Here is a 24,128-nt window from a genome sequence, read left to right on the forward strand (position 1 = left end):
CACCCCGACCGATCCGACGCCGTCCTCCCACGCCCTCGTGGGCTACCTGCACTCCAGCTTCGCCAACGGCTCCGGCTACGTCCGCATGGCCGACGTCCCCGCGAGCTGGGACTACATCGACCTCGCCTTCGGCGAGCCCACCTCCACCACCTCCGGCGACATCCGCTTCAACCGCTGCCCGGTCGCCGAGTGCCCGAACGTGGAGTCCGACGCGGAGTTCAAAGCCGCGATCAAGGCCAAGCAGGCGCAGGGCAAGAAGGTGCTGATCTCCATCGGCGGCCAGAACGGCCAGGTCCAGCTCACCACCGCCGCCGCCCGCGACGCCTTCGTCAGCTCCGTCGGCAAGATCATCGACACCTGGGGACTGGACGGTCTCGACATCGACTTCGAGGGCCACTCGCTCTCCCTCAACGCCGGTGACACCGACTTCAGGAACCCGACCACCCCGGTCGTGGTCAACCTGATCTCCGCGCTGAAGACCCTCAAGGCCAGATACGGCGGCGCCTTCGTGCTGACCATGGCCCCCGAGACCTTCTTCGTCCAGCTCGGGTACCAGTTCTACGGCCCGGGCCCGGCCGGCGCCCAGGACCCGCGGGCCGGCGCGTACCTGCCGGTGATCCACGCCCTGCGCGGGGATCTGACACTCCTTCACGTCCAGGACTACAACTCCGGGCCGATCATGGGACTGGACAACCAGTACCACCAGATGGGCGGTGCCGACTTCCACATCGCCATGACCGACATGCTGCTCACCGGCTTCCCGGTCGCGGGCAACACCTCCCGGGTGTTCCCGCCGCTCTCCCCGTCGCAGGTGGCCGTCGGCCTGCCCGCCAGCAGCAACGCGGGCAACGGCTGGACCACCCCGGCCGAGGTGAACAAGGCGCTCGACTGCCTTACCCGGAAGGTCAACTGCGGCGGCTACACCACCCACGGCACCTGGCCCGCGCTGCGCGGCCTGATGACCTGGTCCGTGAACTGGGACAAGTACAGCAACTGGGAATTCCAGCGGAACTTCGACACCTATTTCGGATGACGCCGGACGAACGGGTGGCTCCGCGACCGGCGGAGCCGCCCGTTCCGGCCCGTCCCTCTGTCGCAGCCGACCCGATCATGTAAGGATCTACCCGCACGTATCGGTGGAACAGGCGGAGGTGACGGGATGTCAGCAGCACACCGGCCCAAGGAGTGGGTGCGCAGGGCACTCGTCTGCGGGACGCTGCTGGCCGCCGCGGCGCTCGGGATCCCCGCCCAGGCCTACGCCGCTCCCGACGATCCGGTGCCGGACGACCGGACGCTCGTCGTGCTGCTGGAGCAGCTGCAGGACCTCTACCACAAGGCCGAGCAGGCCACCGAGACCTACGACCAGGCCAAGGCCGAGCTCGACGAGAACCAGAGCAAGGCCGACCGCCTCGACCACCAGCTCGCCGAGGAGCGCACCGCGCTCAGTGACGCCCGCGCACTGGCCGGGCAGCTGGCGCGGGAACAGTACAAGTCCGGTGGCGTCTCCCCGTACCTCAACCTGCTGCTCAGCAAGGACCCGCAGGACGCCTTCGCCCAGGGGCACATGCTCGACCGCGCCGCCGGCAGCCAGGCCGAGCTCGTCGCCCAGCTGGAGAACGGCGAGAAGCGGATCGCCGCGCTCAACCGGGCCCAGCAGCACGCGCTGGACGGTTCGGAGCAGCTGGAGGAGAAGCAGCGCGAGGCCAAGGAGGACATCGAGCGGCAGCTGGCCGACGTCGAACGGATCCTCGCCGGACTGACCGGCGCCCAGATCGAGGACCTCCAGCAGCTGGAGCAGCAGGGCATCGACCAGGCGCAGGCGGCCTTCCTGCGGTCCGGCCGGCTCGGCAGCACGGCACTCGCGCCGTCGAAGGCCGGCAACCGGGCGCTGAGCTTCGCCTACGCCCAGATCGGCAAGCCCTACGTCTGGGGTGCCGAGGGCCCGAAGGCGTACGACTGCTCGGGCCTGACCTCGCAGGCCTGGGAGCACGCGGGCACCACCATCCCGCGCACCAGCCAGGAGCAGTGGAAGCAGCTGCCGCACGTCCCGCTCAACCTGCTGCGCCCCGGCGACCTGGTGGTCTACTTCCCCGGCGCCACCCACGTGGCGATGTACATCGGCAACGGCATGGTCATCCAGGCCCCGCGCCCGGGCGGCTTCGTCAAGATCTCCCCGATCGCCGCCAACCCGGTCCTCGGCGCCGTCCGGCCGGACTCCGACGACCCGTCGATGAAGCACTACGTCTCCCCCGTCGCCCCCAAGTCGGCCCACGACCCGACCCCGCTCGGCGGCGCCTCGAACTCCTGAGGCCGCGGTGTGACCAGGGCCTCAGCGGCATCGGACAGACCTGTCTGTTAGTTTTGCCGTGAGGGGCCCGCCGGGCCCCGGCGAGGACCACGGTGAGCACCATGCCCACGACGGCGAAGCGCCCCCCGGCGCGCGAGCGCATACTGACCACGGCCGAGGCGCTGTTCGCCGCGCACGGCCTGCGCGGCGTGGGGATCGACCGGATCATCGCCGAGTCGGGCGTGGCCAAGTCCACGCTCTACGTCCACTTCCCCTCCAAGGACGAACTGGCCGCCGCGTACCTGCGCAGGGTCGACGACTCCTGGCGGGGCAGGCTGCGCGCCGCCGCGCTGGCGGCCGGGGACGATCCCCGCGAGCAGTTGGTGGGCCTGTTCGACGCCGTCTCGGCCTCGTACGAGCGCCACGGCTTCCACGGCTGCCCCTTCATCAACGCCGCCGCGGAGAGCGAGCCGGGCAGCCTGCCGCACGAGGTGACCTTGGTGCACAAGCGGGCCGTGCGGGCATGGGTGCGCGGGCTGGCCGAGGCGGCCGGCGCCGCGGACCCCGACGAGCTGGCACTGCAGCTGACCCTGCTCGTCGACGGCACCCTGGCCGCGGGCAAGCTCGAACAGGACCCGGCGATGCCGGCCGCCGCCAAGGCCGCGGCGCGGGCCGCGGTCGAGCGGGCCTGCCCGCCCGCCGTCTGATCCCGGCCGCGCCCTCGTCCGCACCATGGGGACGAGGGCGTTCCTTCGACCCTCATCAAACAGACCTGTCTGTTCGAAAGGACATCCGATGACCTCCTCCCGCCCCCCGGTGGCCCCCACCATGCGCGCGGTCCTGCTGGAAGAGTTCGGCAGCCCCCTGATCCTCGGCGCGATCCGCACCCCCGCACCCGGCCCCGGCCAGGTGCTGGTCCGGATCGCGGCCTCCGGGGTGAACCCCCTGGACACCAAGATCAGTGCCGGGAAGGCCGCCCACGCCCGCACCCGGCCGCCCGCCGTGCTCGGCCTCGACCTGGCCGGTGTCGTCGAGGAGGTCGGGGCGGACGTCACCGGCCTCGCACCCGGGGACGAGGTCTTCGGCATGACCGGCGGGGTAGGCGACCTCCAGGGGTCGCTGGCCGAGTACGCGGCCGTGGACGCCCGGCTGCTGGCCCGCAAGCCCGCCGCGCTGACGATGCGTCAGGCAGCGGCGCTCCCCCTGGTCTTCATCACCGCCTGGGAGGGCCTGGTGGACCGGGCGGGCGTGCACGAGGGGCAGAAGGTGCTCGTCCACGGCGGCGCCGGCGGCATCGGGCACGTGGCCGTGCAGCTCGCCCGGGCCCGCGGCGCCGAGGTCTTCGCCACCGGCTCGCCGCGCAGCCTGGAGACCATCGCCGCTCTCGGTGCGACCCCGATCGACCGCACCGCCACCCCGGTCGACGCCTACGTCGCCGAGCACACCGGCGGCGAGGGCTTCGACGTCGTCGTCGACACCGTCGGCGGGGAGACGCTCGACGCCTCCTTCACCGCGGTGCGCACCTACACCGGCCATGTGGTGAGCGCCCTCGGCTGGGGCAGCCACAGCCTCGCGCCGCTGTCCTTCCGAGGTGCCAGCTACTCCGGGGTCTTCACGCTGCTGCCGATGCTCACCGGCCGCGGGCGCGAGCACCACGGCGGGATCCTGCGCGAGGCCGCCGCCCTCGCCGAGGCCGGGGCGCTGCGGCCGCTGGTCGACCCGCGCCGCTTCACCCTGGCCACGGCCGCCGAGGCGCACGGCGTGGTCGAGCGCGGCGAGGGCCGGGGCAAGGTCGTCGTGGACGTCGCCGGGTGACGGTGCCCGGCGGTCAGCGGCGGTAGCAGTACGAGTCCGAGGAGGCGTCGCCGCCTTCCAGGCGCGTCTGGTGCACCCGCAGTCCCCGGAAGTCCGGGCCGTGCGGGAAGAAGCCGCTGTCGACGCGGAGCCCGCCGCGTGAGGTGTCGGCGTCGAGCTTGACCATCCACGGGTCGATGCCCTCGGGGTAGAACTGCGCGTCCCAGGCGGCGTACAGGGAGTTCGTCACGTACACCCGCCGTCCGTCGCGGCTGAGCTCGACCATCTGCGCTCCGCCGCTCAGCGGGACGTCCGGCTCCGCGGGGTGCGTCTGCCGGCCGGTGATGCCGCCCAGCCGCACGGACGCGGTCCGCCTCGGCCGGAGCGGGTCGCCCACGTCGTACTGGTGGAGGTCACCGGTCCCCCACGCGGAGACGTACAGCCACCGGTCGTCCACCGACAGGTCGATGTCGGTGATCAACGGGGGCACGGCGCCGAACGGCCGCAGCGCGGGGGGCAGGTCCTCCGCCCGGGCGGGCTCGGCGGGCAGGGTGATCACCTTGCGGACCGTGAAGTCGCCGCCCTCCCGGGTCCACAGCCACACCGACGCCGACAGGTCCTCGACGTCGACGACGGTGTTCACGAACCCCCAGGTGGCCTCGGGGTCGTGCGAGGGGCGCAGCTCCAGCACCATCTGGTTCTCGTCCCCCAGGTCGACGCGCTGCAGGTGCCGGCCCGTGTCCAGGTCCCAGAAGTGCACCGCGTGCCCGTAGCGGCGGTCCAGCAGCAGTTCGGGCACGAGCCCGTCCTCGATCATCGAGGGGCTGCCCCACTCGCTGGTCACGGCGATGTTCTCGCGCAGGTGCCACCAGACGTCGTAGGCGAGCGACTGCGGTCCGCGCTCGCTCTCCCAGGCCCGCAGCACGTCGAAGGTCTCGTGGTCCAGCAGTGCGACGCCGCCGGGCCCGTCCGCGCCGTCCGCGCCGCCGAGGCAGGACAGGAACACCCCGTCGGGGCCGCAGTGGAGGGTGTGCGGCCGCGAGTAACCGGCCCTGGCGGCGAGCTCCCCGGCCTCGACGACCTTGACCAGGCGCGGGCGGGTGGGATCGGGGCCGGTGTCGAGGACGTGCAGCCGGGAGGAACGCAGGCCCGGGACGATCAGGTAGCGCCGCGCGGCGTGGTGGTGGCCGGCGTGGGCCAGCGCGCTCGAGCAGGCGTTCCAGCCGAAGTGGTGCAGTTCGTCGCCCCGGTCGGGCATCTCGACACGGGCGGCCACCTGGCCGTACACCGGGGATCCCGGATCGGTGACGACGGTGAACAGGGCGTCCGGGCGCTCCCCGGCCGGGTCGAACCCGACGACGTAGGCGAGCTTCTCGGCGGCCGCGGCGACGGCGTCCGCCGGGGTGCGGTACAGGGTGGGGTCACGGTGGCCGTCGCGGTCGTGCTCGGTCGTCGTCATGGCTGTTCCCTCTCCCGTACGGGAGCCCGGACCAGGGGCCTTGCGGCGGACGACCGGGCCCGGCCGTGCGGGATCTGTGTGCGGACGCCGGACAGATGTCCCGTACGACGAGCGTTTCACAGCCCCGGAGAGGTGCCAAGGCGGGACCCGGGGCGCCGGGCCCGGTTGCCGGGACGCGGGCGGCGTTGGACCGGATGCCGGGGCCGGCAATAGGTTGCGGCCTCGTGACCCACGACGACGCCATCGCCATGTCCCCGCCCGTGCGGCCGGCCGAGGGCGAGCCGGTCTTCGTCCCGAAGGCGACGACCGTCGTCGTCGTGGCCGCGCTCGGGACCTGTGTGCTGGTGAACGCCGCGCTGCTCGTCGCCCGGCTGCTCCTCGACCGCGCCGCCGGCGGCTCGGCCGCCGCCCTCGCGCGCGGCGACGAGGTCGTCGCCCTCACCGGTCTGAGCCATCTCGCCTTCGTGCTCACCGGGGTCGTCTTCCTGCGCTGGCTGTGGCAGATGCGGGTGAACGCCGAGGCGCCGGCGCCCGGCGGCCACCGGATGCGTCGCGGCTGGACCACGGGCGCGTGGCTGATACCGCTGGTCGGCTTCGTCCTGCCCAAGCGGATCATCAACGACATCTGGGCCGCCAGTTCCCCGCCCGGACGCCCGCGGCGCACCAGTGTGCTGCTGACCTCGTGGTGGCTGCTCTTCGTGGCGGCGCAGCTCCTCGCCTCCCCCTCCGCCACCACGGGCCCGCCCGCGGCGGAGACGGCCGGCGCCGCGCTCTACGTCCTGGCGGGGGCGCTGTGCATCGCCGTGGTGCTGCGGCTCGCCGCGATGCAGCGGTCGCGCCTGCGGGCCTGAGGGCGGCGGGCCGTCCGGCGCCGGCGGCGTGCACCGCCGGCGCCGCTGGGGCCTGTCGTCAAAGTAGTTCCCCCAGCTTCGCTGGGGGTGCCCCCACCGCCCGGAGGGCGGGCCCCGCGGCTCCCCCCAGCTCCGCTGGGAGGTGCCCCCAGGTGCGGTGCATCGCAAGGCGGAGAGTCGTCCTCGTCGTGGGCTACCCGCACGATTCGACGACTCCCCGGGCCGAAGGCCGGGGGGAGTGCCGTGCCCGGGGGCACCTCCCAGCGCCGGCTGGGGGGAGCGCCGCGGGACGGGGCACCCCCGGCCGAAGGTTGGGGGAGGGACTTTGACGACAGGCCCCAGGCCGTCAGGCCCCGGCGGCCGAGGCCAGGTAGGCGGAGGTCGCCGCGGGGTCGTAGAAGTACGACTCGTAGTCCGACGGGTCGTCGAAGCCGTTGGCGAAGCGGTTCGCGACCGCCGGCAGCTGCCCGGCGGCACCGATCAGGCCCAGGATGTGCTCCGGCGGCGGGCCGAGGAGGGCGTTGGTCCACTTGGTCACCGGCTCGGCGGTGGCCCAGAAGCGGGCGAAGGCGGACTCCATCCAGTCCCGGTCGAAGGGCTTGTCGCCGTGCTCGACGATGGCGTCGAGGTAGGCGGCCGCGCACTTGGAGGCGCTGTTGGAGCCCTGCCCGGTGATCGGGTCGTTGGCCACGACGACGTCGGCGACGCCCAGCACCAGCCCGCCGGAGGGCAGTTCGGCGACGGGGTGCCGGACCACCGGCGCGAAACGCCCGGCCAGGGTGCCGCCGGCGTCCGTCAGCTCGACGTCACGGGCGCGGTCGTACTCCCACGGCAGGTGACGCTGCATCAGTTCAAGGGTGATGCGCAGGTGTTCCTGCGGGTCCTTGACACCGCCGAAGACGTCGAGCGGACCGCCCGGGAGCCCCTCCCAGAAGAGGATGTCGCAGGGGCCGGAGGTGGTGAACGCCGGGATCACGATCAGTTCGCCGGCGCCGGGCACCATGTTGAGCCGCACCGCGTGGAAGTCGGGGTGCTCCGGGCGCGGGCCGAGGCCGTGCACGTAGGCGACGGCCAGCGCACGCTGCGGGCTGTCGTACGGGGAACGCTCGGCGTCCCGGCCGAACATGGAGACCAGCTCGCCCTTGCCCGCCGCGACCATCACCAGGTCGTAGGCGCGGGAGAAGTAGTCCAGGTCGCCTACGGTCACGCCGTGCACGACCAGCTTGCCGCCGCGCTCGACGAAGGTCTCCAGCCAGCCGGCCATCTTCACCCGCTGGTCGACGGACTGCGCGTACGCGTCGAGGCGTCCCACCCAGTCGATGGGCCGTGATCCGTCGGGGGCGGCGACGGAGACCCCCAGGCCCTCGATCCGGGGGGTCTGGTCCTCCCAGAAGCCGAGGCCGAGGTCGCGCTCGTGGCCCAGCGCCGTGCCGAACATGCACTGGGTGGACATGACACGCCCCTGGCGTATCTCGTCCGCCGTGCGGTTGGACATGACGGTGACCTCGTATCCCCGGGACTGCAGGCCCAGGGCCAGTTGGAGCCCGGACTGGCCGGCTCCCACGATCAGTATCTTGCGCAAGGCGGCATGCTCTCTCGTACGGTGCGGCTGGGATGCGTCCGGCGGGCGTCCCCACGACCCCGCCGGAAGACTGCTACTCCGGCTGGGCGACGAGGGCCTGCTTGACCAGGGCCAGCAGTACCTGGATCACCGACTGGCGGTCGCGGGCGTCGCATATCACCACCGGGATCTCGTCCGGCACGGCGAGCGCCTCGCGGACGTCGATCTCGTCGTAGGCGGTGGTGCCCTCGAAGCGGTTGACCGCCACGGCGTAGGGCAGGCCGCTGCTCTCGAAGTAGTCCAGTGCCGGGAAGGCGTCGGCCAGCCGGCGGGTGTCGGCGAGGACGACGGCGCCGATCGCCCCGCGCACCAGGTCGTCCCACATGAACCAGAAACGCTGCTGGCCGGGGGTGCCGAACAGGTAGAGCACCAGCTCCCGGTCGAGGGTGATCCGGCCGAAGTCCATCGCCACCGTGGTGGTGGTCTTGTCCGGGGTGGACCCGAGGTCGTCGATGTCCTCACTGGCACTGGTCATCACCGCCTCGGTGGTGAGCGGGGTGATCTCCGAGACCGTGCCGACGAAGGTGGTCTTGCCCACGCCGAAGCCGCCCGCCACCACGATCTTGGTCGAGGTGGGGGCCTGGCTCACGTCCAGCTGCCACTCCTGCAGGCCGTCTTCTTCCGCGAGGGACGACATGTCAGAGCCTGCGAAGTCCACCGAGAACCCTCTCCAGCAGTGCGCGATCCGGGGCGCCGGGCCCGTGCCCGGTCCCGTACACGCGGATCCTTCCCTGATCGGCCAGGTCGCTGAGCAGCACCCGGACGACGCCGAGCGGCATGCGCAGCAGCGCCGAGATCTCCGCCACCGAGCGCATCCGGCGGCACAGCTCCACGATGGCCCGCATCTCCGGCATGACGCGCTCGGCCCAGCTGCCCGAGGTCAGCTCCCTGCGTTCGGTGGAGGCGTCGATCGTCGCGACGAAGGTCTCCACCAGCAGCACGTGGCCGAAGGACGTACGGCCGCCGGTCAGCGCGTACGGGCGCACCCGGGCGGCCCTGCGCCCGGCACCCCGTACGGGGAGGACGGCGGCCGCCCGGGCCGCGGCGATCACCGGACGGCGCATCAGCGGCCCCCCTCGATCGCCTGGCGCAGCTCCGTGCGGAGCGCCGGGGTGAGCACGTGGCCGGCCCGGCCCACGAACAGGGCCATGTGGTAGGCCACCACGCTCATGTCGCACTCGGCGTCCGCGTGGACGCCGAGCAGCGAACCGTCCCCGATCGTCATCACGAACACGCTGCCGTTCTCCATCGCCACCCCCGTCTGGCGCACGCCGCCGCCGTCCATCAGGCGCGCGGCGCCGTCGGTCAGCGAGGCGATGCCGGAGACCACCGTGGCCAGGTCGGCGGAGGTGCCCGCCGGGCCCTTGGGGCGTCCGCCCGCGCCGTCCTCCGCGCCTTCGTCAGCCGCGTCGGCCTCGTCCTCGGGCTCCGAGGTCAGCAGCAGCAGTCCGTCCGAGGACACGACGGCCACGGAGCGGACCCCGGGCACGTCCTCCACGAAATTGCTCAGCAGCCACTGGAGGCTACGTGCCTCGTGGCTCAGGCCCCGTTCACTCTGGGTGTCCGTACCGGCCGACATCAACCGCGTGCCTCCTCGACGCCTTCGGCTTCGACTTGTTGGTGTCCCCCCGAACTGCCTTCTGCCGCGGCCGCGTCCGCGGCCGCCCTCGGCGCGGGCAGGCCGCGCCGGATCTCCTGCGTCTCGGCCTCGGCCTCCGCCCGGCCGTCGCGCAGACCCCGGGCGAAGCCGCCGAGCTTGCGCCGCAGCTCCTCCGGGTCCACCCCGCCGCCCTGCTGGGCCCGCCCACGGAGCTGCGGTTCACCCGACAGCCCCGTGGACCGCGGCACCCGCTGCGGGAGCCCCTTGGCGGTCAGCGCCACGCCGTCCGGCACCTCCACGGAGGCCGGAGCCGGTGCCGCGGGCGGTGCAGCGGGCGCCTCGGCGGCTTCGGCCGGTGCCGGCCCGGTTTCCGGGGCCGGTGTCGGGGCGGGGGCGGGCTGGTCGGCGCGGGCGTGCTCGATGGCGTCGCCCCCGGGTCCGGGCGCCTCATCGGGCGCCGGCTCCGTCACGGGCTCCACGGCCGCCGGTGCCGTCCGCGCCGCCTTCCCGGCCTGCTCGGCGCGTGCGCTCCGCAGCGCCGTGCCCGGCTGCCACGGCTCGCCCGCGACGGCCGCCTCCACGGGGGTCTGCGGGCCGTCCGGGTCCTCCGCCGGCGCGGTGAGCGCCGCGGGGACGACCACCACGGCGGTGGTGCCGCCGCGCTTGGCGTCGCGGAGCTGGACGCGGATGCCGTGCCGGGCGGCGAGCCGGGCGACGACGTAGACGCCCATGCCGGTGGCCTCGCCGCCGGAGGCCTGCTCCGCGGGTTCGGCCTGCGTCAGCAGCGCGTTGAGCTCGTCCAGCCGGACCGTGGGGATGCCGATGCCCTGGTCCTCGACCGACAGCATCAGCTCGCCGCTCTCCAGCATCCAGCCGGACAGCTCCACCTCGGTCTCCGGCGGGGAGAACGCGGCCGCGTTCTCCAGGAGCTCGGCGACCAGGTGGCTGAGGTCGTCGGAGGCGAAGCCGGCGATGCGTCCCGCGGGCAGCTGCTGGATGCGGACGCGCTCGTACTTGTCGATCTCGGAGACCGCGGCGCGCGCCACGTCGACCAGCGGGACGGGCTTGGGCTGCGCGTGACCGTGTTCTGCTCCGGCGAGCAGCAGCAGGTTCTCGCTGTTGCGGCGCATGCGGGTGGCCAGGTGGTCCAGCTTGAACAGCTGGGCGAGCTCGTCCGGGTCGTGGACCAGTTCCTCCAGCCGCTCGATCAGCGTGAGCTGGCGCTCGACCAGACCGAGGGTGCGCAGCGTCAGGTTGACGTAGGTGCCGTGGACGTTGCCCTGCAGGCTGCCCAGGCGCGTGGTGAGCGCCTCCTGCCGGCCGTGCAGCAGGTCGCGTTCCGCGGCGAGGGCGTCCCGTACGCCCTGGAGCTTGGTGTGTTCGGCGTCCTGCGCGGCGACGCGCTCGCGCAGCCCGGCGACCTCGGCGCGCAGCGCGTTGACCGCCCGGGCCGTCGCCGCGAACTCGTCGGAGCCGACGATCCTGACCTGCTCGCCCGCGGGGACGTCCCCGCGGGCGAAGCGATTGAGCGCGGCGGCCGGCCGGGTGATGGAGCGGGCCGTGGAGACGCCGACGCCGAGGACGAGCAGGAAGCACACGGAGGCGAGGGCGACGTGGAGTTCGAGGGCCGTCACGTCGTCGTCGCGCAGCGCGGCGAGCCGGTCGGCGGCGGCGGCCGCGAGCGAGGACTCGACGCCGCGCATCATGTCGATCCGCGCGGAGAGCGCCGCCTGGACCGCTCCCGGCTTGAGCGCGCGGTCGGCGGCGGACAGCGAGGAGCTGTTCAGCAGCTGCTTCAGGCGCTTGTCGGCCTGGTTGACGTCGGAGCCGGTGACCGTCTGGTCGTACTGCTCGACCGCGGCCTGCGAGGCCCCGCCGCGGAAGTCGGCGAGCGCGGACCGCTCGCTGACGGCGGCGGTCTGCGCGGCACCGATCAGGGCGGACTCCCCGCCGCCCGCGGTGAGCGCGCCGACCAGCAGGCCGCGCTGGACGGAAGCCTGGTCGACGGCGCGGGCGAGTCCGGGCAGCGCGGTGGTGTCGGCGGAGGCGCCGCGGGCGGGCAGCGAGCGGGCGACGGCGGCGCCGACCCCGTTCAGCGCCCGGATCGCCGGGTCGTAGGCCGCGACGGCCGCCTCGGCGGAGCCGGGGCCGGAGAGCACCTTCTGCCGGACGGCCGGGAGTTCCCCGAGCTGCCGGACGACCTCGGCGGTCGCGTCGGCGAAGGCCGGGGCGTCGTCGGTGTCGGTGTCGGCCGCCGCCGTCAGCACCTCCTGGACCTGGCGGTCGACCCGCTCCCGCTGGGCCTCGGAGACGCCCGTGCCGCCCTCGGTGGAGCGGCCGCCGGCCACGAAGACGGCCATGCCGTCGCGTTCGTCGGCCAGGGCGTGGGACAACGAGACCGCCTGGGCCTCCAGTCGCGCCATGCCAACCAGCCGCTGGGACTCGGCCAGATCGCGCACGCCCGTGGCCACGCCCGGGGCGGAGGCGGCCAGGACCGTGACGGCGCAGATCAGCAGGGCGCCCAGCAGTCTCTGCCGTACGCGCTTGGTCCGCGGGTTACGTCGTGTTCGCACCGGTGCTCGCTATCCCGTCTCGCCTGGTCCACTGGTCCCGAGATGACGACACATCGGCCGAGCGCCGAGCACGGCAACGTCTGGCCTCATCCCGGCATCGTCCCGACCTTCTCAGGCCGGCCCGGAATGCAGATGTGCGTCCCCCGCCTCGACACCCGAACGAGTGAATCGCAACGACAAGTTGACGTTCAACTCCCCGGCTGGATCGTTACGCGCACGCCCCCCGGCCGTCCGGGACCGGAACTGGCATCGGAGCCGCCGCCCTGGCAGGATGCGCACCTTCACTGACCGGTAACCCCCGGCGAGCGCCCCCGGGGTTCGAACAGCTCCCCCGGGCGGCTGCTGCAGACTGGCCGCATGCGCATCGAGACGGCGACCGAGCCCGGCAGCCCCGGACGCCCCAACGAGGACTTCGTCGCGGTGGCCATGCCCGCGTCAGGCGGCGGCGGTTCACTGGTCCTGCTGGACGGCGTCACCCCTCCCGACGGCCCCACGGGATGCCGTCACGACGTCCCCTGGTACGTCGCCGAGCTGGGCGGATCCATGATCGAACTGTCCGTTTCGCCCGCGGCCCCGAGCCTGGCGCAGTGTCTCGCGGAATCCGTCCTGCGCACCGCCGACGCGCACCGCGGCAGCTGTGACCTTTCTCACCGCCGCACCCCGCAGGCGACCGTGGTGGCGGTCCGGTGGAATGCGGACACGGTGGAGCATCTGGTGCTATCCGACTCGGTGTTGCTCATCGAGGACACCACAGGTCACGTCGGTGACGTGCGCGACGACCGGCTGGGCCGGCTGCCCGGTCCGGTGCCCGCGCTGCGCGCCGCGGTGCGTGCCCTGCCGCGCGGCACGGCCGCCCGTGCCGAGGCCGCCGCGGAGTACGGGCGGGCGGTGGAGGCCCTGCGCAACGCCGAGGGCGGCTTCTTCACCGCGGCGGCGGACCCCGCGGTCGCCGAGCGCGCCGTCACGGGCACCCGGCCGCGCTCGCAGGTCCGCGCGGTCGCGGCCCTGACGGACGGCGCCGCCCGGCTGGTCGAGGTCTTCCACGAGCATGACTGGCAGGGCACGTTCACCCTGCTGCGCGAGGCCGGCCCCGAGGAGCTCCTGCGGCGCGTGCGCGCCGCGGAGTCCGCCGACCCGGACGGCACCCGCTTCCCCCGCGGCAAGGCGCGCGACGACGCGACCGCGGTGTTCGCGCAGTGGTGACGACGGCGTTGCCGCGCGCCGGGCGGAGGCCGCGCGGGTCAGGCGCCGTCCTGCTCCTGCGAGTCGTTCAGCTGGCCCAGCAGCCGGGCCAGTTCCCGCAGTTCGTCCCGGTCCCAGCCGCTGAGCCGGCTGACGTAGCGCGCCCGGCGCGCGGTGCGGACGCGTGAGAAGCGCTCGGCGCCCCCCGTGGTGAGCTGCACCAGGTAGGCCCGGCCGTCGGCGGGGTCGGGTTCGCGCCGGATGAGCCCGAGCACCTCCATGGCGCGCAGTTGACGGCTCATCGTGGCCTTGCCGACGCCGAAGTAGCCGGCGAGCACGGTGGCCCGCTCGGGGCCGGTCTCGGCGAGCCTGGCGAGGATCCCGTACGCCGCGGGCTCCAGGTCCGGATGGACCTCGCGGGCCATCTCGCCGGAGGAGGCGCGGGCGCGCCGCAACAGGACGGTGAGCTCGCGTTCGAGCGCCTCCATCACGGGGTCCGCCTCCCCGGGGGAGCCGGCGGTTCCGGCCACCTCGTCACCCGCTTTCCGTTGTGAAGACCTGTCGTATCCGGCCGCCGTGCACACAGCGTCCCCAGTATTTCGCAGACGCGGACGCACAGCGTGACCAGGGGCCCTTCCCCGCCCGGTGTCCCCGCCCCGCACGGCCCGGCCGCGCGGACGCCACCGCGTGGGCCGCTTGCCGGACGCACGGGAGCGGCCCCTCCTCAGGCCGTGGGAGGGGCCGCTCTCCATTCACCCGGTCAGGGCCTGACTCAGGCCGCGACCGAGGCTTCCAGCCCGGAGTCCGCGCCGGTGACGGCGGGCTCCAGGGCCAGCTTGAGCACGTGCCGGACGTCCGAGACCGCGTGGACCTCCAGCTTCTCCAGGACCTCGGCGGGGACGTCGTCCAGGTCCGCCTCGTTCCTCTTGGGGATCACCACGGTGGTGATCCCGGCGCGGTGCGCCGCCAGCAGCTTCTGCTTGACGCCGCCGATCGGCAGCACGCGCCCGGTCAGCGACACCTCGCCGGTCATCGCCACGTCGGTGCGGACCCGCCGCCCCGACAGGAGCGAGGCCAGCGCGGTGGTCATGGTGACACCCGCGCTCGGGCCGTCCTTGGGGACCGCGCCCGCGGGGACGTGGAGGTGGACGCCGCGCTCCTTCAGGTCGCCGACCGGCAGCTCCAGTTCGGCGCCGTGCGAGCGCAGGAAGGAGAGCGCGATCTGCGCGGACTCCTTCATCACGTCGCCCAGCTGCCCGGTGAGCTGCAGCCCGCTGCCGCCGGTCTCCGGGTCGGCCAGCGAAGCCTCGATGTAGAGGACGTCGCCGCCCGCGCCGGTCACCGCGAGGCCGGTGGACACGCCGGGCACCGCCGTGCGCCGCTCCTGCGGGTCCTGCGCCGACTCCGGCACGTGGTGCGGCCGCCCGATGAGGTCCCGCAGGTCCTGCGGGGTCACCGTGAACGGCAGCTCGCGCTCGCCGAGTTCGTGCTTGGCCGCGACCTTCCGCAGGATGCGGGCGATCGAACGCTCCAGGGTGCGCACGCCCGCCTCGCGGGTGTACTCCCCGGCCAGCCTGCGCAGGGCCGCGTCGTCGACCGTCACCTCGTCCTCACCGAGCCCGGCCAGCTCGCGCTGGCGCGGCAGCAGGTGGTCACGGGCGATGACGACCTTCTCGTCCTCGGTGTAGCCGTCCAGCCGCACCAGTTCCATGCGGTCCAGCAGCGGCTCCGGGATGGCCTCCAGGACGTTGGCGGTGGCGAGGAACACCACGTCGCTCAGGTCCAGTTCGACCTCCAGGTAGTGGTCCCGGAAGGTGTGGTTCTGGGCCGGGTCCAGGACCTCCAGCAGGGCGGCGGCCGGGTCGCCGCGGTAGTCGGAGCCCACCTTGTCGATCTCGTCCAGCAGGACCACCGGGTTCATGGACCCGGCCTCCTTGATGGCGCGCACCAGCCGGCCGGGCAGCGCGCCGACGTAGGTGCGCCGGTGCCCGCGGATCTCCGCCTCGTCGCGGACGCCGCCGAGCGAGACCCGCACGAACTTCCGCCCCATGGCGCGGGCCACGGACTCCCCGAGCGAGGTCTTGCCGACGCCGGGCGGGCCCACCAGGGCCAGCACCGCGCCTCCGCGGCGGCCGCCGACGACCCCGAGCCCGCGGTCGTTGCGGCGCTTGCGCACGGCCAGGTACTCGGTGATGCGTTCCTTCACGTCCTCCAGGCCCGCGTGGTCGGCGTCCAGCACCGCCCGCGCGCCGGGGATGTCGTAGGCGTCCTGGGTCGTGGTGTTCCACGGCAGCTCCAGGACGGTGTCGAGCCAGGTGCGGATCCAGCTGCCCTCGGGGGACGCGTCACTGGACCGCTCCAGCTTCTCGACCTCCTTCAGGGCGGCCTCGCGCACCTTCTCGGGCAGGTCGGCGGCCTCGACGCGGGAACGGTAGTCGTCCGCCTCGTCCTCCGGGTCGCCGTTCAGCTCGGCCAGCTCCTTGCGGACGGCCTGGAGCTGCTGCCGCAGCAGGAACTCGCGCTGCTGCTTCTCCATGCCCTCCTGGACGTCCTTGCGGATGGTCTCCGCGACGTCCTGCTCGGCCAGGTGGTCACGCAGCCACTGCGTGGCCAGCTTCAGCCGGGCGACCGGGTCCAGGGTCTCCAGCAGCTCGATGCGCTGGCTGGTGGTGAGGAAGCCGGAGTAGCCGGCGTTGTCCGCGAGCTGCGAGACGTCCTCGATCTGCTGGACGCGGTCCACGACCTGCCAGGCGCCGCGCTTGCGCAGCCAGCTGGTGGCCAGGGCCTTGTACTCCTTCATGAGCTCCGCGACGGTGCCGGGGGCCTCGGCCGGTGCGGTCTCGGAGAGCTCGGTGCCCTCCACCCACAGGGCGCCGCCGGGGCCGGTCGTGCCGGCGCCGATGCGCACGCGGCTCACCGCGCGGATCACGGCACCGGGATCGCCGTCCGACAGACGTCCCACCTGCTCCACGGTGCCCAGCGTGCCCACGCCGGCGTAGTCCCCGTCCACCCGGGGAACGAGCAGCACCCGCGGCTTGTTGCCGAGTCCGGGCCGACCGGACCGCTGGGCGGCCTGCGCCGCCTCGACCGCGGCGCGCGCCTCGGCGTCGGTCAGGTCCACCGGCACGACCATGCCGGGCAGGACCACCGAGTCGTCGAGGGGCAGCACGGGCAGGGTGAGCGGCGCGAACGCCGACGAAGACGACTGAGCCATTATCTCTCCCTAAGCAATCAAGTTGAGCTATGCAGACTCAATGCATCTGATGCCCCTGGTGTTCCCCGAGCCGTGTTCGCTCTGAGCGATCGGCCGCGGCGCAGGACGCGCGCCTCCTCCGCCGCCCCCGAGAACCGTTCGCGGGGGCGGCGGCGATAGAGGGGCGTGAGACTCTTCCGCCCCATGAGCCACGAGCCGCCCGGAGACGACGCGCTGATGCGCGCGATCGCCCGGGGCGACACCCAGGCCCTCGCAGATCTGTACGACCGCCATTCCGGATGGCTGCACGCCCGGCTCTCGCGGCGCTGCCCGGACCCGGAGACCGTCCGGGAGGTGCTGCAGGACACCTTCGTGGCGGCCTGGCGCTCGGCGGGCACCCACGGCGGCGGGGCCGCGGGTGGCTGGTTGTGGGTGATCGCCGCCCGGCGGCTGGCGGACGCCCGCCGTGCCGCGGTGCGGGCCGGCACCCGCGACCTCCTGGCCGCGGAGGAGCCCGGCACCACCCCCTCCGCCGAGGAGCACGTCCTCGCCGGCCTGGAGTACGGCGACGTCGGCGCCGCGCTCGACCGGATCTCCCCCGAACTGCGGGCCGTCCTGCGGGCGACCGTGATCGACGGCCTCACCACGCGGGAGGCCGCGCGCCTGCTCGGGATACCCGAAGGCACCGTCAAGACCCGGGCCTCGCGGGCGCGCCGCGAACTGCGCTCCGCCCTCGCCGCCCTCGGCACCGCAGGAGGAGCCGCATGCTGACCCCCGCCCGGGGACGCCTCGCGTGGCGCACCCCCGGAACCCCGCAGGCGGACCGGACCGGCTGGCACGTGCCGGACGGCACGGCCGCCGCCTACGCCGACGGCACGCTCGCCGACCCCGCCGCCTGGTCGGTGGACAAGCACCTGGAGTCCTGTGCGGCCTGCGCCGCCCGGATCTCCTCACTGGCCAGGGCGGGCGAGGGCGGAGCGGTCCTCTCCGAGGTCCGGGACGCGGTGCTCACCGCGGCCACGGGCACCGCGCCCCGGCCGGCCCCGCCCCTCGCGCGGGCGGCCGGGGCCCGACCCTGGCACGCCGCCGTCCGCTCCGCGCGCACGCTGCGTCCGGCCTGGGTGGCGTCGGTGCTGCTGACGCTGGCGGTGGCCGTGGCCCTGACGCGTCTGGGCGGGGCGCCGCAGGGACGCCCCTGGCTTCTGGTGCTCGCCCCGGCGCTGCCGCCGGTGGGCGTGGCCCTCGCGTACGGGAGGTACGGCGACCCCGCCCACGAACTGGCCGCGTCGACACCCTCCGGGGGGCTGCGGCTGCTGCTCACGCGCACCGCAGCCGTGCTGGCGGTGTGCGTGCCGCTGCTGACCGCCGCCGGGGGCGTCCTGGCGGGCACGGGCGGCGCGGTGGCGTGGCTGCTGCCGGGGCTCGTGCTGACCGCGGCCACGCTCGCGCTGGGCAGCTGGACCGGCTGCCACCGGGCCGCCGCCGTGGTGACGGCCGGCTGGCTGTGCGCCGTCGTCCTCTGCGGGCTCCCGCCCGGGTCCGCGCCCCTGCTGCTCTCCCCCGCCGCGCAGCCCGCCTGGGCCGCGGCCGGCGCCGCCTGTGCCCTTCTCCTGACCCTTCGCCGTACCGCTTTCGACCACCTGGAGCGCCCATGACGACCGAGCCGACCGTCTCCCTCGACGGTCTGACCGTGAGACATCGCCGGACCACCGCCCTGGACGCCCTCGACCTGCGCATCGGGCGCGGGGTCCACGGGCTGCTCGGCCCCAACGGCGCCGGCAAGACCTCGCTGATCCGGGTGCTCGCCACTGTGGCCGGGTACCGGTCGGGCCGCCTGGAACTGCTGGGCCACGACCCGGCGACCCAGGCCGGGCGCACCGCGATCCGGCGGCGCCTGGGCTACCTGCCGCAGGAGTTCGGCTACTACCCGGGCTTCACGGTGCGCGAGTTCGTGGCGTACGTGGCCTGGCTGAAGGAGATGCCCAAGGCCGCGGTGCCGGCGGCCGTCGACCGCGCGATGGAGCGGGTCGGCGTCGCCGAGCGCGCCGACGTGAGGATCAGGACCCTGTCCGGCGGCATGGTGCGCCGGGTCGGCATCGCCCAGGCCATCGTCAACGACCCCGACCTGCTGCTGCTCGACGAGCCGACCGCCGGTCTCGACCCGGAACAGCGGGTGGAGTTCCGCGCCCTGCTCAGGGAAGTGGGCACCACGGCGACCGTCCTGGTCTCCACCCATCTCGTCGAGGACGTGGCCACCGCCTGCACGGACGTGACGCTGCTCGACGGCGGACGGGCCGCCTTCCGCGGCACCGCGGCGGAGCTGGCCGCGGCCGGGGACGACGACGCGGCCGGGGACAGCCCGATCGAGCGCGGCTACACGGCGGCGCTGCGCCGTCACCGCGGTGCGGCCTCCGGCGTCCGGGAGGCCGCCGTATGAGCGCCCCTGGCACCCTGGCCACCACTCCCCCGGCGCCTTCCGCCACGCCCCGTGTCCACCGCGTTCACCGTGTCCACCGCACCGAGCTGCTGCGCGGCTTCGGGGCGTGGACGGGGGCCGCCGTGGCCGGCAGCGTCCTCGTCACCGTCCTGGCCAGGCGGTACTCACTGGGGGACGACTGGGCGGTGCTCCACGGCGCGCTGCGCGAGGCAGGCCTGCTCCTCGGCGGTCCGCTCGCCCTCGCCGCCGGCTGCTGGCAGGGCGGACGCGAACGGCGGCGCGGCACCGGCGACCTGCTCGCCTCGGCCGCGCGGCCGCCGCTGCGCAGGGCGCTGGTCGCGGCCCTGCCCTCGATGGCCTGGCCGGTGCTGGGCTATCTGGCGGCGGTCGGCGTGTGCCTGGCGCTGGTCCTGCCGTACGCGTCCCACGGGCACCCCGCGTGGGACCGGCCGGCCGCGGACGCGGTGGCGCTCGGGGCTCTGGGCGCGCTCGGCTTCGCGGCGGGGCGGGCACTGCCCTGGCGCTTCGCGGCACCGCTGCTCGCGGTCGCCGGGTATCTGCTGCTCGGCATCGGCGCCTACGGCGAGTCGGGCGCCACGGTACTCAGCCCCGCGTACGCCGGCCCCTCCGGTGACGCCCCGGTGTGGTGGGCCGCCCCTCTCGCTGCGGTGTGGTTCGCCGGAACGGCCGCGGCCGCGCTGCTGGCCGGTCACGCCAGGCGGCGGTTGCTCGCCGTCCTGCCGCTGGTCGTCGCCGTCGCGGCCGCGTCCGTCCTGTACCGGAGCGGCGCCGACCTGTGGCGGCCCGACCCCGCCGCGTCCGCGCTCGTCTGCGACCAGGGCACCCCCACGGTGTGCGTCCGCGCGGCGCACGGCTCGGCCCTGCCCGCGGTGCGTGCGGTGGTGGACCGCGTCGACGCCCGGCTGGACGGCGCCCCGGGAGCGCCCGTCCGGTACCGCGAGGGGGGATCGCCGGAGACGGCGCCGCCCGGGGAGGTCCGGTTCCAGCTGTACGGCGGCGTCTTCCGAGGCCGCCTGGGCGACGACGGCATGCTCTACCGGGACTTCGTGTACGCCGTCTCCTCCTCGGCCGCATGCGAGAGGGACCGAGCCGGTGCGCGCGCGTACGCCAACGAGTACGCCGCCCAGGAGTGGCTGGGCCTCGGGAGTCCCCTCTTCACCGTCGACCCGGCCCAGGCGCGCCTGGCGCGGTCGGGGGCGCAGCGCCTGCGCGCCATGACGGCCGCCGACCGCCGCGCCTGGTTCGGCCGCTACCTGGCCGGCGTCCGGGCCTGCGACGTCGGCGAAGTCCCCGCGCCGTGACCCCCACCGGACCCGTCGAGGAGCCCTCACGATGACGCCGACCCTTCTGCCCCTCTATCTCCGCTCACGCGGTCTGCCCGGCACCGCCGCCGCGCTGGCCGTCCTCTTCGCCGCCTCCCGCTGGGGCGCGGACTGGCTGGTCAGCCGGCCGTTCTTCGGCACAGGCGCCCGCGTCCCGGTGGTCGTCCTCGCCCCGGTCCTCGCGGCGGCCGTCACCGGGATCTCCCTCCACACCCACTCCGGGGAGGTGGACCGCGGGGCCCCGCTGCCCTGGTGGCGGTGGCGGGCCGTGCACCTGATCGCCCTCACCGGGCCGGCGGTGCTCTGGCTGGGCGCGGCGGTCCCCGGGGACCCGGACCGCTTCGGTGCCCCGACGATGGTCCGGGGCGTGATCGGCTTCACCGGCCTCGCGGCCGCGGGCGCCGCCGTCCTGGGTGCCCGGCTGAGCTGGCTGCCGCCCGTGCTCTACGGCGGCAGCGTCTACCTCGCGGCTCCCCGCACTCCGGGCGGGGCGGCCGCGGTGTGGGCCTGGTCGATGCAGCCGGGCGCCCAGCCCGCGGCCTGGGCGACCGCCGCCGTCCTCTTCGCGGGCGGCGCCGCCCTGGTGGCCGTCCGGGGACCGGCCCCGGGCCGCTGCGGGTGAAAAACCCCGTCCGGCCCGGCGGGTCATCTCATTACGCTGGGTCCATGGACGCGAACGAAGAGGAACGGCCCGTCACGCTCGACCGTCGTGACGGGCCGTACGGGGAGGTCGCGCTCCGGCGCAGCGGCGGGCGCTACGAGATCATCGCCAACGGCACCTTCCTGATGGACACCTCCGACGGCCGCTCGGAACGACTGCTGGTCGACGCGGCGCTGGGCGCCCTCCCGGCGGACCGGGCCGAGCCGTCGGTGCTGATCGGCGGCCTCGGGGTGGGTTTCTCGCTCGCGCGGGCGGCGGCCGAGCCGCGCTGGGCGCGGATCGCGGTGGCCGAACGGGAACGGGCGGTGATCGACTGGCATCACACGGGCCCGCTGGCGGACTTCTCCGAGCACGCGCTGGAGGACCCGCGGGTGAGCGTCGTCGAGGGCGATCTGGTGGCGTACGTGCGGGAGGCGGACGTGACGTACGACGCGCTGTGCCTGGACATCGACAACGGCCCCGACTGGACGGTCACCGAGGGCAACGGGGGGCTGTACGGACCGGAGGGTCTGGCGGCCTGCAGGGAGCGGCTCGAACCCGGCGGCGTACTGGCGGTATGGTCTGCGCAGCCGTCCGCCGCGTTCGACGACGCCTTGCGGTCGGCGCAGTTCACGCAGGTCCGGACCATCGAGATCCCGGTGAATCGGGGCGTTCCGGATGTCGTGCACCTGGCAATCAAACCCGCATAGCCGCGTCGCCGTCCCGCCCCGTACGCTGCTGCGCAACGCAAACGACCATGGGGGACCCCACATGGACAGCACACAGCCGACGACCGCCGACGCCGCAGCGGTGGCGGCCACCCCCGGTGCGCAGCGCCGCGTGCTGGTGGTGGAGGACGACGCGACGATCGCCGACGCCATCGCGGTACGCCTGCGGGCCGAGGGCTTCCAGGTCCGCACCGCGGGCGACGGCCCCGCCGCCGTGGAGACCGCCGCCTCCTGGCAGCCCGACCTCCTCGTCCTCGACGTCATGCTCCCCGGGTACGACGGCCTGGAGGTCTGCCGCCGCGTGCAGGCCTCGCGGCCGGTCCCGGTGCTGATGCTGACCGCCCGCGACGACGAGACCGACATGCTGGTCGGGCTCGGCGTGGGCGCCGACGACTACATGACCAAGCCCTTCTCGCTGCGCGAGCTGGTCGCCCGGGTGCACGTGCTGCTGCGCCGCGTGGAGCGCGCCACGATCGCCGCCCGCGACCCGCGCGGCGCCAACATGCAGCTCGGCGACCTGGAGATCGACAACGCCCAGCGGCGGGTCCGGGTCCGGGGCGCCGACGTGCACCTCACCCCGACCGAGTTCGACCTGCTGGTCTGCCTGGCCCAGCAGCCGCGCGCGGTGCTCTCCCGGGAGCAGCTGCTGGCCGAGGTCTGGGACTGGGCGGACGCCTCCGGCACCCGCACCGTCGACAGCCACGTCAAGGCGCTGCGGCGGAAGATCGGCGCGGAGCGCATCCGTACCGTGCACGGCGTCGGCTACGCGCTCGAGACGCCCACGCCGTGAGCCCCTACAGCGCGCCGCGCCCGCCGAAGCTGCGGGAACGTGTCTGGGCCGCGCTGAGGCCGTACGACCCCTTCCGGTCGATCAAGGCGGCGCTGCAGTACCTGGTGCTCGCCTCCGTGCTGATCACCACGGGCCTGGTCTTCGTGGCGATGCACTCCGCGACCGAGATCCGGATCATCACCATCTTCTCGATCATCGCCTCGCTGCTGATCTCGCAGCTGGTGGCGCACGGGCTGACCGCGCCGCTGCGCGAGATGACCTCGGCCGCCGGCGCCATGGTGCGCGGCGACTACAGCCGGCGGGTCACCGCCGTGCGCCGCGACGAGGTCGGCGAACTGGCCGAGACCTTCAACCGGATGGCCGCCGACCTGGAGGCCGTCGACCGGCACCGCAAGGAGCTGGTGGCGAATGTCTCACACGAACTGCGCACCCCGATCGCGGCGCTCCGCGCGGTCCTGGAGAACGTCGTCGACGGGGTCTCCGAGGCCGACACGGAGACGATGCGCACCGCGCTGCAGCAGGCGGAGCGGCTGAGCCTGCTCGTCGCCCACCTGCTGGACCTCTCCCGCCTGGACAACGGCATCGTGCCGCTGGACGCCAAGCGCTTCGAGGTCTGGCCGTACCTGTCGGCCGTGATCAAGACGGCCGGCCTCGGCCTGAAGGACGCCAGGGCGCACGGCGGCCGGGCGCGCAAGGACGTCCACCTCCACCTGGACGTCTCACCGCCGGAGCTGACCGCGTACGCGGACGCGGAGCGGCTGCACCAGGTGGTCGCCAACCTGATCGACAACGCCGTCAAGCACAGCCCGCCCAGCGGCCGGGTCACCGTCCGCGCCCGGCGCGGCACCGGTCCGGGCAGCCTCGACCTGGAGGTCCTGGACGAGGGCCCCGGCATACCCGAGGCCGAGCGCACCCGCGTCTTCGAGCGGTTCAACCGCGGCACCGCGGGACCGGGGGACGGCGGGACCGGGCTGGGACTGGCGATCGCGCGCTGGGCGGTGGACCTCCACGGCGGACGCATCGCGGTGGCCGAGTCCCCCCGCGGCTGCCGGATTCGCGTCACCCTCCCGGGGTCCGCGACGGCGTCGGCTTGACGCTCCCGCCCGGGCGGACGTTGCCAGAGGCAACCGGACCAGTCGATTCAGGTCCCCATTCCCGCCAAACTCCGCCCCGAAACCGCCTTTCCGATGTGACTTAGGCGACGACTGGCCTCCCCGCCTGCAGGAAACGCTCAGGTAGGCGTAGCCTTTATTTCCGCTGTCCATCACCTTGTGAAGCGGAAGAGGGCGGTTGCCGCCGTGTCGCCACACCCCAGTAGCTCGAGCGTCCCGACCGAAACCGATGGGCAGGGCCAGGGCCCTGCCGCGGGCTTCGGGCCTAACGAGTGGCTTGTCGATGAGATCTACCAGCAGTACCTCCAGGACCCGAACTCGGTGGACCGAGCCTGGTGGGACTTCTTCGCCGATTACAAGCCGGGAGCGGATACGGGTTCCGCAGTCGCCTCGGGCCAGCCTCAGGCGGCCCCCGCAGCGCCTCCGGCCGCTCCGGCCGCGCCCGCTGCCCCCGCACCGGCCGCTCCGGCCCCGGCACCCGTGACGCCCGCCGCCGCGCCGGCCCCGGTCGCCCAGGC

At 74.2% G+C, this 24,128-nt stretch carries 23 protein-coding genes; 15 read left to right on the forward strand and 8 right to left on the reverse strand.

Translation table 11 applies throughout. From position 1 onward, the window contains the following. The 4 genes from PV350_RS28815 to PV350_RS28830 form a co-directional block, all read left to right on the forward strand. The coding region (locus PV350_RS28815) for a chitinase (RefSeq protein ID WP_500336831.1) at positions 1-1,033 on the forward strand (1,033 nt) is incomplete at its 5' end. 126 nt (positions 1,034-1,159) lie between these two features. After that, positions 1,160-2,308, forward strand: coding sequence for a C40 family peptidase (locus PV350_RS28820; RefSeq protein ID WP_500336833.1), 1,149 nt, complete (start codon positions 1,160-1,162; stop codon positions 2,306-2,308). 101 nt (positions 2,309-2,409) lie between these two features. Next, the gene (locus tag PV350_RS28825; RefSeq protein ID WP_499513940.1) at positions 2,410-2,994 is read left to right on the forward strand and encodes a TetR/AcrR family transcriptional regulator; all 585 of its coding nucleotides are present in this window, start codon (positions 2,410-2,412) and stop codon (positions 2,992-2,994) included. Between the two features lie 88 nt (positions 2,995-3,082). Next, complete coding sequence (locus PV350_RS28830; protein WP_499513939.1) at positions 3,083-4,102, forward strand: zinc-dependent alcohol dehydrogenase family protein; 1,020 nt, start codon at positions 3,083-3,085, stop codon at positions 4,100-4,102. A 13-nt stretch (positions 4,103-4,115) separates the two neighbouring features. Here the strand turns inward: PV350_RS28830 and PV350_RS28835 are convergent, their stop codons facing one another. After that, positions 4,116-5,540 carry a selenium-binding protein SBP56-related protein gene (locus PV350_RS28835; protein WP_500336835.1) on the reverse strand — a complete coding sequence of 475 codons (1,425 nt, stop codon included), beginning with the start codon at positions 5,538-5,540 and terminating at the stop codon, positions 4,116-4,118. Between the two features lie 224 nt (positions 5,541-5,764). Between PV350_RS28835 and PV350_RS28840 the strand changes: the two genes are divergently transcribed. After that, a complete protein-coding gene (locus PV350_RS28840; RefSeq protein ID WP_500336837.1) occupies positions 5,765-6,391 on the forward strand; it encodes a DUF4328 domain-containing protein in 627 nt (208 codons plus the stop codon). Positions 6,392-6,737: 346 nt separating this feature from the next. Here the strand turns inward: PV350_RS28840 and PV350_RS28845 are convergent, their stop codons facing one another. From PV350_RS28845 to PV350_RS28865, 5 genes are all read right to left on the reverse strand, one after another. Continuing rightward, entirely contained in the window at positions 6,738-7,973 is a 1,236-nt protein-coding gene (locus PV350_RS28845) for a styrene monooxygenase/indole monooxygenase family protein (RefSeq protein ID WP_499513936.1), read from the reverse strand. Positions 7,974-8,046: 73 nt separating this feature from the next. Continuing rightward, positions 8,047-8,649, reverse strand: a complete 603-nt coding sequence (locus tag PV350_RS28850) for a GTP-binding protein (RefSeq protein WP_499513935.1) — start codon at positions 8,647-8,649, stop codon at positions 8,047-8,049. Position 8,650: 1 nt separating this feature from the next. Continuing rightward, positions 8,651-9,076 carry a DUF742 domain-containing protein gene (locus PV350_RS28855; protein ID WP_499513934.1) on the reverse strand — a complete coding sequence of 142 codons (426 nt, stop codon included), beginning with the start codon at positions 9,074-9,076 and terminating at the stop codon, positions 8,651-8,653. Then, the gene (locus PV350_RS28860; RefSeq protein ID WP_500336839.1) at positions 9,076-9,591 is read right to left on the reverse strand and encodes a roadblock/LC7 domain-containing protein; all 516 of its coding nucleotides are present in this window, start codon (positions 9,589-9,591) and stop codon (positions 9,076-9,078) included. The genes PV350_RS28855 and PV350_RS28860 overlap by 1 nt, the downstream gene beginning before the upstream one ends. Then, the gene (locus tag PV350_RS28865; protein WP_500336841.1) at positions 9,591-12,185 is read right to left on the reverse strand and encodes a sensor histidine kinase; all 2,595 of its coding nucleotides are present in this window, start codon (positions 12,183-12,185) and stop codon (positions 9,591-9,593) included. The genes PV350_RS28860 and PV350_RS28865 overlap by 1 nt, the downstream gene beginning before the upstream one ends. A 357-nt stretch (positions 12,186-12,542) precedes the next feature. Here PV350_RS28865 and PV350_RS28870 point away from each other — a divergent pair, with 357 nt between their 5' ends. Next, complete coding sequence (locus PV350_RS28870) at positions 12,543-13,388, forward strand: hypothetical protein (protein WP_500336843.1); 846 nt, start codon at positions 12,543-12,545, stop codon at positions 13,386-13,388. A gap of 38 nt (positions 13,389-13,426) precedes the next feature. Here the strand turns inward: PV350_RS28870 and PV350_RS28875 are convergent, their stop codons facing one another. Beyond that, entirely contained in the window at positions 13,427-13,855 is a 429-nt protein-coding gene (locus PV350_RS28875) for a MarR family winged helix-turn-helix transcriptional regulator (protein WP_500336856.1), read from the reverse strand. Positions 13,856-14,139: 284 nt separating this feature from the next. Further along, on the reverse strand, positions 14,140-16,581 hold the full coding sequence (gene lon, locus PV350_RS28880; RefSeq protein ID WP_499513930.1) for an endopeptidase La: 2,442 nt from the start codon (positions 16,579-16,581) through the stop codon (positions 14,140-14,142). Positions 16,582-16,764: 183 nt separating this feature from the next. Here lon and PV350_RS28885 point away from each other — a divergent pair, with 183 nt between their 5' ends. From PV350_RS28885 to PV350_RS28925, 9 genes are all read left to right on the forward strand, one after another. Continuing rightward, complete coding sequence (locus PV350_RS28885) at positions 16,765-17,331, forward strand: RNA polymerase sigma factor (RefSeq protein ID WP_499513929.1); 567 nt, start codon at positions 16,765-16,767, stop codon at positions 17,329-17,331. After that, the gene (locus tag PV350_RS28890) at positions 17,325-18,215 is read left to right on the forward strand and encodes a zf-HC2 domain-containing protein (RefSeq protein WP_500336845.1); all 891 of its coding nucleotides are present in this window, start codon (positions 17,325-17,327) and stop codon (positions 18,213-18,215) included. The genes PV350_RS28885 and PV350_RS28890 overlap by 7 nt, the downstream gene beginning before the upstream one ends. Continuing rightward, positions 18,212-18,997, forward strand: a complete 786-nt coding sequence (locus tag PV350_RS28895) for an ABC transporter ATP-binding protein (protein WP_500336847.1) — start codon at positions 18,212-18,214, stop codon at positions 18,995-18,997. The genes PV350_RS28890 and PV350_RS28895 overlap by 4 nt, the downstream gene beginning before the upstream one ends. Next, positions 18,994-20,319 carry a hypothetical protein gene (locus PV350_RS28900; RefSeq protein WP_500336848.1) on the forward strand — a complete coding sequence of 442 codons (1,326 nt, stop codon included), beginning with the start codon at positions 18,994-18,996 and terminating at the stop codon, positions 20,317-20,319. The genes PV350_RS28895 and PV350_RS28900 overlap by 4 nt, the downstream gene beginning before the upstream one ends. 31 nt (positions 20,320-20,350) lie before the next feature. Continuing rightward, positions 20,351-20,962: a hypothetical protein gene (locus tag PV350_RS28905; protein ID WP_500336850.1), complete on the forward strand. Its 612-nt coding sequence runs from the start codon at positions 20,351-20,353 to the stop codon at positions 20,960-20,962. A gap of 44 nt (positions 20,963-21,006) precedes the next feature. Beyond that, positions 21,007-21,690, forward strand: a complete 684-nt coding sequence (locus tag PV350_RS28910; protein WP_500336852.1) for a spermidine synthase family protein — start codon at positions 21,007-21,009, stop codon at positions 21,688-21,690. Between the two features lie 61 nt (positions 21,691-21,751). Continuing rightward, on the forward strand, positions 21,752-22,498 hold the full coding sequence (locus PV350_RS28915; protein WP_431967385.1) for a response regulator transcription factor: 747 nt from the start codon (positions 21,752-21,754) through the stop codon (positions 22,496-22,498). Then, a complete protein-coding gene (locus PV350_RS28920; protein WP_499513923.1) occupies positions 22,495-23,592 on the forward strand; it encodes a HAMP domain-containing sensor histidine kinase in 1,098 nt (365 codons plus the stop codon). Before PV350_RS28915 ends, PV350_RS28920 begins: the two co-directional genes overlap by 4 nt. A 204-nt stretch (positions 23,593-23,796) precedes the next feature. Further along, positions 23,797-24,128 (forward strand): 2-oxoglutarate dehydrogenase E1 subunit family protein (locus PV350_RS28925; RefSeq protein ID WP_500336854.1); only part of this gene is annotated, 332 nt, incomplete at its 3' end.

This window comes from Streptomyces sp. PA03-6a (assembly GCF_033792765.1).
Lineage (GTDB): Bacteria > Actinomycetota > Actinomycetes > Streptomycetales > Streptomycetaceae > Actinacidiphila.

Bases quoted from the DNA above. Each gene is read 5' to 3' on its own strand.
- PV350_RS28835 (WP_500336835.1), bottom strand. From the start codon at position 5,540: ATGACGACGACCGAGCACGACCGCGACGGCCACCGTGACCCCACCCTG.
- PV350_RS28875 (WP_500336856.1), bottom strand. From the start codon at position 13,855: ATGGAGGCGCTCGAACGCGAGCTCACCGTCCTGTTGCGGCGCGCCCGC.
- PV350_RS28855 (WP_499513934.1), bottom strand. From the start codon at position 9,076: ATGCGCCGTCCGGTGATCGCCGCGGCCCGGGCGGCCGCCGTCCTCCCC.
- PV350_RS28870 (WP_500336843.1), top strand. From the start codon at position 12,543: ATGCGCATCGAGACGGCGACCGAGCCCGGCAGCCCCGGACGCCCCAAC.
- PV350_RS28825 (WP_499513940.1), top strand. From the start codon at position 2,410: ATGCCCACGACGGCGAAGCGCCCCCCGGCGCGCGAGCGCATACTGACC.
- PV350_RS28885 (WP_499513929.1), top strand. From the start codon at position 16,765: ATGAGCCACGAGCCGCCCGGAGACGACGCGCTGATGCGCGCGATCGCC.
- lon (WP_499513930.1), bottom strand. From the start codon at position 16,581: ATGGCTCAGTCGTCTTCGTCGGCGTTCGCGCCGCTCACCCTGCCCGTG.
- PV350_RS28860 (WP_500336839.1), bottom strand. From the start codon at position 9,591: ATGTCGGCCGGTACGGACACCCAGAGTGAACGGGGCCTGAGCCACGAG.
- PV350_RS28910 (WP_500336852.1), top strand. From the start codon at position 21,007: ATGGACGCGAACGAAGAGGAACGGCCCGTCACGCTCGACCGTCGTGAC.
- PV350_RS28900 (WP_500336848.1), top strand. From the start codon at position 18,994: ATGAGCGCCCCTGGCACCCTGGCCACCACTCCCCCGGCGCCTTCCGCC.
- PV350_RS28830 (WP_499513939.1), top strand. From the start codon at position 3,083: ATGACCTCCTCCCGCCCCCCGGTGGCCCCCACCATGCGCGCGGTCCTG.
- PV350_RS28915 (WP_431967385.1), top strand. From the start codon at position 21,752: ATGGACAGCACACAGCCGACGACCGCCGACGCCGCAGCGGTGGCGGCC.
- PV350_RS28890 (WP_500336845.1), top strand. From the start codon at position 17,325: ATGCTGACCCCCGCCCGGGGACGCCTCGCGTGGCGCACCCCCGGAACC.
- PV350_RS28905 (WP_500336850.1), top strand. From the start codon at position 20,351: ATGACGCCGACCCTTCTGCCCCTCTATCTCCGCTCACGCGGTCTGCCC.
- PV350_RS28895 (WP_500336847.1), top strand. From the start codon at position 18,212: ATGACGACCGAGCCGACCGTCTCCCTCGACGGTCTGACCGTGAGACAT.
- PV350_RS28850 (WP_499513935.1), bottom strand. From the start codon at position 8,649: ATGTCGTCCCTCGCGGAAGAAGACGGCCTGCAGGAGTGGCAGCTGGAC.
- PV350_RS28820 (WP_500336833.1), top strand. From the start codon at position 1,160: ATGTCAGCAGCACACCGGCCCAAGGAGTGGGTGCGCAGGGCACTCGTC.